Source organism: uncultured Dysosmobacter sp., assembly GCF_947631635.1.
In the GTDB taxonomy this organism is placed as follows: Bacteria; Bacillota; Clostridia; order Oscillospirales; family Oscillospiraceae; genus Oscillibacter.
In genome coordinates this window covers 16389-25683 of the sequence record NZ_CANRMB010000037.1, presented here as the reverse complement: position 1 = coordinate 25683, position 9295 = coordinate 16389, and the positions used below count along the sequence as shown (strand labels likewise).

Below are 9295 nucleotides of genomic sequence, written 5' to 3'. Positions count from 1 at the left end.
AGTTATGGAAAATCTGATGAAGTATATTGTGTTCGGCATTATCCTGCTGAATATCCTGATCGGACTGACCAACATCATCGTGGAGTTTGTGAAGCGGCTGACCTGGGATAAGGTCAACACCAACTATGTGGCGGCAGTCGTTGGGATCGCTCTGACCGTGGCGGCGCTGTTCGCGCTGGCGGCGGTGCTGGGATTTGCGGTGCTGTGGTATTACATTCTGGCGGCGGTGCTGCTGGGCATTCTGGTGAGCTATGGGGCCATGGTGGGCTATGACAAGCTGTGGAGCCAGATCAAAAGCATTGCCAAGCAGACGCAGAATTCCGTGGGTGAGGCGTCCGGCCTTACCGGCGGCGGGAAAGCGTGAGCGGCATGGCGGCGACGTATTCTGTGAAACGGCAGGGAAGCGTGAAGCTTGCCCCCAATTTCACGGTGAAAGAGTTCCAATGCCACGACGGCAGTGACACTGTGCTGGTGGACGGTGCGCTGGTGACGCTGCTCCAGAAGATCCGGGACCACTTCGGCAAGGCGGTGCATATCACCTCCGCTTACCGCACGGCGGCCTGGAACAAAAAACAGGGAGGGTCCTCCAACAGCTACCACACAAAGGGCATGGCGGCTGATATCCAGATCATCGGTGTCAGTCCTGTGGAGGTCGCTTTATATGCCCAGAGCATCGGCGCCGGGGGTGTGGGGCTGTATCTGTATTCCGGCGGGAACTTTGTACATGTGGACAGCCGGACAGCCAAAACAAGATGGATACAGGCCAGAAAGAGCGGCGGCTATACGGTCGTTCCCTCCATTTTTCCGACAGTGCAGCGCGGGAGCAGGGGAGACGCGGTACGTCTGCTTCAGCGGGGAATCGGAGCCGCGGAGGATGGTGTTTTCGGCAGTGGGACCCATGCGGCGCTGGTTTCTTTCCAGAAGAAATGCTTTTTGGACACCAAGGAGCATGACGGCATCTGCGGAGTTAAGACCTGGACCGAAGTTGTGAAAGCGCTGGAAAAATAGAGCAGGGAAAAAATAAAACCGGGCAGAAATGCCCGGTTTTTTCTTTTGATTTGCTGCCTATTCAGTGCTTTGCTGCCCAGAACCCTGCTGACCGCTGCCAGTGGAGACGGCGATCAGATTGCTCATGCCGTACACCCACTCGCACCAGACAGTGGCGCCGGCGGTGACTTCAGACAGCGTGGAGACATAGGGGATATGGATGACGGTGCTGCTTCCGGCCTCTTTCACGCCCATGGTCGTTCCATTGGGCGCAGAGGCAACGGTGAACTTTTTTCGACGGACGGTATTGGCGGTGGTCTCCTGAATTTTCTTTTCGACCATCGGCTCCAGGTATTTCCATATTTTCAGGGCTTCCTCCTGGGCATTCATGGGCGTACCTCCTTGATCTGCACGGAAATCAGTTTCTGAACATCCGAACCGGCGGCTTCTCTCCAAACGGAGCAGAGCTTCAGGCGGGCCTCCTCCTCGCTGCCGGCGGAGATGCCGGCGGAGAAATCTTTTATCTGCCCGCTCTTATTCAGCCATGTTACGGAACCGCGGTACGTGCGCGGCACGACATTGTGCACCAGCATGGCATTATTCCCTCCAAAGATCCAGAATCGTGGCGGTGACGCGGATGCCGCCGTCGTTCCGGGTGACGAATGTGTAGGTGTCCGCCAGATTCAGGATGGCGGGGAGCGTTTCTTTCCGGTCCGCCCGGAAGGTCGCGGCGGCGGGTAAATCGATTTGAATATGACCGTTTCGCTGGCCGCTGTCCCCGGAGACCGTGACTCGCTCCACAAAAGGGCTTTCCGCCAGCTTCCCGGCGGCCTGTTTCAATACCTCGAATTTTGCGGACTGGTCAGGGTCCATGCTCTTTCCCTGAAAGGCAACGCCCTTTTCCGATAACTCCTGAATATGGGCCAAAGCCTCCTCAAAAATTTTGTCCTCATTAGTCATGGCTGACTCTCCTTATATGTGAGGTCGCTGTTTATATGGATTATAACATTTGTTCGATTGCCGGTCAATCTTAACCGTGTTAAATTCGCCCCGGTTAAGTGGACCCGCCATTCCGCCGGGCCAGCGCCGCTTCGCCATGGCGGGTCTGGTATTCGATCTCTTCCCAAACCTTGTTGCCGGACTTTACATGCTGTCTGGCGGGACGCAGGCGGGCGGCATATATCTTTGTGGTCTGCTGGGAGGCGTGGCCCAGAGCGGCCTGGATATTCTCCATACTGTCACCGTTGGTCACAAGCAGGGATGCGCCCATGTGCCGCAGGGCGTGGGAGCCGACCTTTTTGTCATACTCCGGGACCACCATGGCGGCGTAGCGCTGGACCATGACGGTGAGGGCGGAGCGGGAAGTGATGCCCTTCCATCTGCCCTGCTCCACACGGCCGAAGAGGGGCGTGTCATCACCGGCCTCCGGCGGGCGGAAGCCGCTGTCCAGATACTGGCGGACCGCCACACGGGCCAGGTGGGGGAAGGGCACATAGCGGTCCTTGCCGCCTTTGCCGCTGCGGACAAAGATCTCCTCATTCTCCCAGTCCAGATCACCAGGCGTCAAGGCCCGCAGCTCCGCGTTGCGCAGGGCTGTGTTGATCAGAACGATGACGATGGTGCGGTTGCGCTCCCAGTAAGTGTCTTTAGCGTTTTTCGGCTTCTCCACGGCCAGGAGGCGCATCATGTCGCGTTCACTCATGAGCCTGTACGGGTTCTGCTTCACGCTGGGCATATCGGACTTTTTGACAGGGTTCTCCGCATAATAATCATGGTCGATGGCCCACGCATAAAAGGCGTGAAGCTCCCGCAGATACTGCTGGATGGAGGAGGGCTTCATCCCCCGGTCCGCCATGTCCCGCTTCCAGGCCAGGACCGCCACAATACCGGGTTCAACATCATGTTCCAGCAGGGAATTGAGGTAGTCCGCCAAACGGCGGCTCCGGTTTTCCGAAGTGGTGGAGGCAACGTCGGGTGCGGTGGAACTCAGATACAGGGCGGAAACGTCCATAAATCTCTTTTGTTCGGATGTCATGGCTTATCAACTCCTTTACTTGATATAGGCTGGAAAATGGGGAGTTGTCCCAGAAAGTTTTTAAAATCTTTGAATACGCATTGCGGCTTTCCCTTGATTTTGCTATAATAAGGCAGGCGCTGCACAACGGCAGGCGGTTGGCCCACACCACCCGGAAGGGGGGTGAGGCCGATGCGGATTACGTTACATATCGGGCCTTTCACGGTCACGATCATCGTAAAAAGCAGAAACCGCCACCCCGGCAGGTGACGGTTTCTATGGTTTCCATAGTCTCTTGAACCAAAGGGGCTAACCGCTTGTCGCAGCGCCCTTTTCTATGTTCAGTATAACCGTCCGATTTGAAATTGTCAAGCGCGGGGAGGGGAGCGGCGGAATGCCGCTCTTTTTTCTAAAATCCGCTAATTCTACTGCGTTAAAATGGGAACTGCATAGTAATGTCCCTGCTGCGGAGGCGTGGCTGGGAGATATTGACAAAAACAGGGAGAAACGGTAAAATGCAGTCAGAACAAGTTTGGAAAAGAAGGAATCAGAACATGGCGAAGAAGAAAAATATAGAAAAAACGATACCATTCCCTGATTCTAACAGCCAAAACGAAGAGAGACATGCAGATTCCAAGCGGCGCCTTGAAGGAATCGCCATAGGCGTTATTGGCACATTGGTGGTTGGAGCTGCTGCGCTGCTTTGGTTTAATGCGGCCAAGTTGCCCGTGCGGATGGATAACCTTGAAAAAAGAGCTGATATTACCGACAATCGGATAGAAGCGGTCGAGTCCAATTTAAACAGCAAAATGGATGAAATGAAAGAGGATCTGCAAGATGATATCTCTGGCATACAGAACGATATCAACAGACTGGAAAACCTCATTCTGCCGTTTTTGGAACTAAGGCCATCCGCTGAAACCGCACAACAGATCTCCTATACATATGGCGGGATCGATGAGATCAACCGAGATGGCAAACTCTCGTTCTTGTCAACCAGTATTGTTGCATACTCTGGTCATGGCGCTGAATTTACGACGGAGCAGCTGGCGGATCTCAAACTCCTGCTTCCTTATCGTGAAGGAAATCAGGAAGTTTTCTTTTACGGACAGTTTGATGAAAATGATTGCTGGGATGGAGACTGTCTCGTCAATATCTATGAGGACGGCAAACTGGCCCTGATCACGGATGCTGTGTATGAAAACGGAAAACTGCTGACTTTCAAACAGGCGTTTCCTGACACAACGACCGGCGGACAGAAGGTTTGGACGTTTTCAGAGAGAACGTCAGAAGATGATTTCAGCACAGGACAGACCTGGCATTATTTCTGGGACGGAGACCGCAAGAGAGCGTTTCTATTCGATGATGTGACGGCGGAAGATATGATCTCCGCCGACGCTTTCCTTGCCGGTTTGGAGGGCGGCCTGGAGGGTTATTACTGCGGCGTAAATTCCGAAGGCCACTTCAACGATGATACCGGGAACGCCTATATGGTGAAATACTTTGCGGACGGCACTGTGAGAACGCTTTACTCCGGAAAGTTTGTGGATGGGCAATTTGACGACACCAGCGGAAACGCCTGGATGATCGGAAAACTGGATATGGGGAAGCCTTATTCCTATTACAAGGGAAATTTCAAGGATGGCAATGCAACGGAAGGCGGACAGCATTGGATATATGATCTGCCTGAAGAAGATGTTGCCGCGTTCCTCTCGGAAATCGGATTCCAGTGCGGCTGTGATCTGGTCTGGCGGCTCCCCACCATATAATCGGCAGCGGCCCCGTGGTAATCACCACGGGGCCTTTTTTCCTGTCGTGATGGTGCTGTTTTGTATTAACTTACCAAGCTACGCCTGCCGGGGGCGCTCGATGCGGTCGATCAGGAGAAAGAACAGGTCCGCCAGGCGGGAGGCTCCGGCGAGCAGGACGATGATCTCCATCATGTGGCCGCCTCCTTCCGGGTGAGGAACTTCTTGATGAAGTATGCCTGGCCCTTTCCAGTCACCTTCGGCGTTTTATCCACCACGACCTCGCCGTTTTGGATGCGGGAGGACTCCCGGATGCGGAAGAGGCCCAATTCCATGGAGCGCTGGGTGGGGAGGTTGTAGCTGGCTCCCTCCTTGCATAGGTAGCCGTTCTCCCGGAGCCAGGTATACAGGCGGGTGCCGCCCATGTTGGGGACTCCGTTCTGCTTGAGGAGCTTGGCGAGATCCCGGATGAGGATGGTATCGTCGGCCAGGGCCACGGCATCGTGGAAGAGGACTTTGGGGGCATCCTGGGCGATTTTCTCATTTGCGGCCCGGAGCGCCGCCAGCGTCTGGCTGAACATTGCCTTTGTATTTTCGTCCGCATAGGGAAGATAGGTATTGACGAAGGCGGCTTCATTGTTTACATAGCCGCCGGTCCGGCGGATGGTTGGAAGGACTTCGGAGGTTACCCAGTGTTTGAATTTCTTTGCTGTTTTTAATTTGCTGGATAGCACCAGACTGTATAAACCTGATTCGCTTATGATAGTCATTTCCTGTTCCCCAGAGGGGGTCGGGAAACGCGATACCCTCTTGTCTTCATCATCAACGTGCCGCCCAAGAGCGTCATTTGTATTGCTATATCCCAGCGCCAATGCCACGTCCTTGCCAGCTAACCACGGTTCGCCATTGATTTCAATGGAGCGGATTTGTCCGAACTCCGGGTTATTGAAGATCTGCATCTCATTCACGAGGCATCCACCCCCATTTCGGCAAAGAGGGCGGTGATCTGTGTTCTGATTTCGTCGCTGTAACAGCGGATGGTACTGTAGACGGAATACAGAGCGTCGCTGTACTCCCTTTCTCCAGCCATCCCATGGGTCATGGCTTCCCACACGGCAGAGAGGGAGCAGACGGCGCGGGACAGTTCAACGTGAACCTCCTCCAGCTCCTGGAGGTGATATTTGATCTTTTCCGGGTTCATGCCCGCACCTCCTCTCCGGCCGGAGCGGTCCGAAGCTGGCGGGAGAGATCAACGAACTGGCCGCACAGAAGCTGGGTGTGGCGCTCAATGGTGCGGTAGGCAGAATAGAGGGCGTCCAGGTAATTCTCCTGGCCGCTGTCGGAGCTGAGAAGTTCCCAGACGGCACCGAGATTGGCAACGGCGCATTTCAGGTCTACCAGGGAGCCGTCCATGGCGGACACGCTGTCCGGGGTAGTGGGTATGTTTTCAATTTTTGGCATAACAAAAAACCTCTTTCAAGAAATTTTTCGCTTTTGCCATTCAGGCGTGGGACAAATGCACGGAAAACCGCCTATATAAAGTAGAACAGCAAAAGCGGGACATCTTTCAGAATGGATAAAAGATTTCCATTTGAAAAGATGGCTTGCAAAGAGGTTTCAACAACGGTATAATAATTTTAAACCAGTTGGGAAACCTCTGGTGGGAATAGGGTGTTGGTAAGCTTGTCGAGGGCCGCCAACACTCTATTTTATTCTTCAGCCAAAAGAAGGTGGATTCCCTTTCGGATTGCTGCGGCTCTGGTGATTTCATGCCTTTGACAATAGGCATCAAGTTTAATAGTGGTTTGTTCATCAAGCCGAACTTTAAGGTCATTTTTCATAGGGTTCTCTGCCTTTGGCCGTCCTGTACGTGGAGACACACCATCACCTCTCTTTTTGAGTTCCACAAATTCATTATAAATAATGGGACTCAATAAGTCAACCCTTTGTCCCAGAAAATTTTGAATACAAATGTGAATTTAGTGTAGACATCTTCCAAGGTAATGATAAAATGTAGGCATTTATGGGAGGGATGCCATTATGAGGATGCCATGGGGGAGAAGCCGAAGCGGATTAAGGCGGAGCATTGGCCGTGCTGTTGGATACCAACTGCGGCATAGTCAGAGCGGATACAGAACAACTGCAAAGCAGTACGCAAATCCAGTATATTTGAAAGAGGACGAAACTTCTAAAAAGATTAACTATTAGAAGTCAAGCCCCAAAATGAGGGAGATGTGGAAAGGCAGACGGTTGGAAAAAGGTATAGCAAAGCAGAGGCCCATAAAGGCCCCAAATGGCTATTGAGGGAGAATCAAGCTGTCAAGCGATATGGCTGCCGGGATTTCTCCAACGCAAAGATAAGGCGCACCAGCTTCTTGGCGGCGTGGGACAGGGCGACGTTGTAATGCTTGCCCTCGGCCCGCTTCTTGGCAAGATAGGCAGCAAAGGCAGGGTCCCAGAGGCAGACATACTTGGCGGCGTTGTAAAGGGCATAGCGAAGATACCGGGAGCCGCGCTTCTCCATATGGGGGTAGCAGTTCCTGAGCTGCCCGGACTGGTATGTGGAAGGGGACATTCCGGCGTAGGCCAGCAGCTTGTCCGGAGAATCAAAGCGGGCAAAGTCACCGACCTCAGCGAGGATCATGGCGCCCATGCGCAATCCCATTCCTGGAATAGTGGTGATGGGCGACTGCAGTTCATCCATGATGGCCTGGATAGCGGATTCGATCTCGGCGATTTCAGCGTCCAGTTCCCGGATGAGACGGATGGTGTGCTGCAGTTCCATGGACTTGGCGGGCATCCTGGAGCCGATGGACCGTCTGGCGGCGTCCCGGATCTCCACCGCCACATCCCGCTTGTAGCGGCCCCTGGATGCACTATCCAGCAAGGCCTTCAGCCTGGTCAGGTGTGCGGCGGCAATCTGTCCGGCCCCGGGAAACTCAGACAGCAGGGCATAGACGGAGGCCATGTGAAGGGTGGGCACCAGCTTCTCCAGTTCAGGGAACAGGATGCAAACCAGTCTGGAAACAGACGTTTTGAGCTTTGCCCGCTCCTTTACCTTGTCGAAACGGTATCTGGTTAGTGACTTTAGCTCCTCGTTGTGGTATGCTGTGTCTGTGTAGGGCTTGAGGCTCACATCGGACAGAAGCATCGCGGCGATCGTCCGCGCATCCACCCGGTCCGTCTTGGTCTTTCTGAGGCTGAGGCTTTTCCGGTACAGGTTTGTGCGCAAGGGATTCAAGACATAGGTGGCCAGACCGTTGTCAAGAAGGAACCCGAGGAGATTGCAGCTGTAATGCCCGGTCGCCTCAAGCCCTACTTTTATGCTGTTCTGGGGCGTGGTGCAGGAGCGGATCCTGTCCAGCAGAGTGTTGAATCCGTCCAGGTTGTTGGGGATGGTGAACACATTCGCCAAAACTACTCCTTCCGAGTTGATGATGAAGCAGTCATGCTTGTCTTTCGAGACATCGATACCAACAGAAACCATAGCGCAGAACCTCCAGCGGCAGATTTATGATGCTGCATCCACAGCGCGCCTTGCCTTGTAGCCTTGTTCTACATCAACCGTCTGGCGGTATTTAACTGATCAACAAATCTGCAAGGGGCTGTGGTTGGAACCTTTTTAGAACCGTCTTGCGGTAGGAGAACTGAACCAATCCACAGCATCCCTTGCAGTGTAGCACATGACCTTGGAGAGGGTCACTAAAAACTACTACTCTATAATACAAGGCAGATATGGATAGCCCAAACAGTCCGGATGCTGCTGGTAGAAAAAAAGATTGGAGAGTCAGGGGGATGTTTCTGCTGGCTGTGCTGCTGATAATTGGCTTCATTTCAATTGACAGGTATAATGAATATACGGAGGGAAAATATCGAGAGGCTGCTGTTGCCCTTGTGATCAATACGGTGTCGGAAAGCCAATATCCTGTAGAAGTACACAATGTTATAGTCACGAAAGCGGAATCAGATGCCGACGCTAACCGCTTAAAAGTAGTCGCTGAATTGAAGGAAACAGGAATGGTATCACATGAAGCATATGCCCCTTGGTTTGATGACCTCTCTGGTGCGGTTCTTGGCAAAAGCTTGGGTCACTATTGGCAGATTACGGGGCTAATATTTCAAATTGCAAAGACAGACGGGCAATTGGTTAACTATACAAGCGGAGACCTTTATGATAGCCAGTATTATAGGAATACATATACTGACTGGGGGAAGAATCAAGAAAAGGTTAAGGAACAAGCAGAAAAATACAGCGACTTAAAACTGAAACGGGTTTCCGTAGAACATTTTGGCTGTGATGTTTGGTATCGTGCCAAAATCACAAATACAGGAGATAAGACATATTCATTTATCAGAGTCGAAGGCGTTTTTTATGGCGCAAGTGGAAACAAAGTAGTGACAGACAAAACCATTGCTGTTTATTCAGGCAATGGACTATCATTAAAACCAGGAAAGAGTGAGACATTCACTTTTGAATTTAATGAGGATTTTGAAGATGAAATTGATACATACGATATTTTCATCACTGAGGTTAAGCTGGAATGAC

12 protein-coding genes are annotated in these 9295 nt (G+C 52.6%); 4 read left to right on the top strand and 8 right to left on the bottom strand.

Annotation, left to right across the window (positions count from 1 at the left end):
- Positions 1 to 4 precede the first annotated feature (4 nt).
- On the top strand, positions 5 to 364 hold the full coding sequence (locus tag Q0Z71_RS15350; protein WP_298024643.1) for a hypothetical protein: 360 nt from the start codon (positions 5 to 7) through the stop codon (positions 362 to 364).
- A 5-nt stretch (positions 365 to 369) separates the two neighbouring features.
- Entirely contained in the window at positions 370 to 1008 is a 639-nt protein-coding gene (locus tag Q0Z71_RS15345) for a D-Ala-D-Ala carboxypeptidase family metallohydrolase (RefSeq protein WP_298024641.1), read from the top strand.
- A 57-nt stretch (positions 1009 to 1065) separates the two neighbouring features.
- On the opposite strand, the gene Q0Z71_RS15340 is transcribed toward Q0Z71_RS15345, so the two are convergent.
- The 4 genes from Q0Z71_RS15340 to Q0Z71_RS15325 form a co-directional block, all read right to left on the bottom strand.
- Positions 1066 to 1377: a hypothetical protein gene (locus tag Q0Z71_RS15340; protein ID WP_298024639.1), complete on the bottom strand. Its 312-nt coding sequence runs from the start codon at positions 1375 to 1377 to the stop codon at positions 1066 to 1068.
- Positions 1374 to 1580 (bottom strand): hypothetical protein, encoded by a 207-nt coding sequence (locus tag Q0Z71_RS15335; protein ID WP_298024636.1) that lies wholly within the window; start codon positions 1578 to 1580, stop codon positions 1374 to 1376. Before Q0Z71_RS15335 ends, Q0Z71_RS15340 begins: the two co-directional genes overlap by 4 nt.
- Before the next feature lie 4 nt (positions 1581 to 1584).
- On the bottom strand, positions 1585 to 1947 hold the full coding sequence (locus Q0Z71_RS15330) for a hypothetical protein (protein WP_298024634.1): 363 nt from the start codon (positions 1945 to 1947) through the stop codon (positions 1585 to 1587).
- A gap of 94 nt (positions 1948 to 2041) precedes the next feature.
- The gene (locus Q0Z71_RS15325; protein WP_298024632.1) at positions 2042 to 3022 is read right to left on the bottom strand and encodes a tyrosine-type recombinase/integrase; all 981 of its coding nucleotides are present in this window, start codon (positions 3020 to 3022) and stop codon (positions 2042 to 2044) included.
- A 533-nt stretch (positions 3023 to 3555) separates the two neighbouring features.
- Between Q0Z71_RS15325 and Q0Z71_RS15320 the strand changes: the two genes are divergently transcribed.
- Positions 3556 to 4770, top strand: a complete 1215-nt coding sequence (locus Q0Z71_RS15320) for a hypothetical protein (protein ID WP_298024630.1) — start codon at positions 3556 to 3558, stop codon at positions 4768 to 4770.
- Between the two features lie 170 nt (positions 4771 to 4940).
- Here the strand turns inward: Q0Z71_RS15320 and Q0Z71_RS15315 are convergent, their stop codons facing one another.
- The 4 genes from Q0Z71_RS15315 to Q0Z71_RS15300 all read right to left on the bottom strand — a co-directional run bounded on the left by Q0Z71_RS15315 (position 4941) and on the right by Q0Z71_RS15300 (position 8236).
- A complete protein-coding gene (locus Q0Z71_RS15315) occupies positions 4941 to 5708 on the bottom strand; it encodes a phage antirepressor KilAC domain-containing protein (protein ID WP_298024664.1) in 768 nt (255 codons plus the stop codon).
- Positions 5709 to 5713: 5 nt separating this feature from the next.
- Positions 5714 to 5950: a hypothetical protein gene (locus Q0Z71_RS15310; RefSeq protein WP_298024628.1), complete on the bottom strand. Its 237-nt coding sequence runs from the start codon at positions 5948 to 5950 to the stop codon at positions 5714 to 5716.
- Positions 5947 to 6210, bottom strand: coding sequence for a hypothetical protein (locus tag Q0Z71_RS15305; RefSeq protein WP_298024626.1), 264 nt, complete (start codon positions 6208 to 6210; stop codon positions 5947 to 5949). Before Q0Z71_RS15305 ends, Q0Z71_RS15310 begins: the two co-directional genes overlap by 4 nt.
- A gap of 850 nt (positions 6211 to 7060) precedes the next feature.
- Positions 7061 to 8236, bottom strand: coding sequence for an IS110 family transposase (locus tag Q0Z71_RS15300; RefSeq protein WP_298024624.1), 1176 nt, complete (start codon positions 8234 to 8236; stop codon positions 7061 to 7063).
- A 248-nt stretch (positions 8237 to 8484) separates the two neighbouring features.
- Here Q0Z71_RS15300 and Q0Z71_RS15295 point away from each other — a divergent pair, with 248 nt between their 5' ends.
- Positions 8485 to 9294 carry a hypothetical protein gene (locus Q0Z71_RS15295; protein WP_298024621.1) on the top strand — a complete coding sequence of 270 codons (810 nt, stop codon included), beginning with the start codon at positions 8485 to 8487 and terminating at the stop codon, positions 9292 to 9294.
- Position 9295 lies beyond the last annotated feature (1 nt).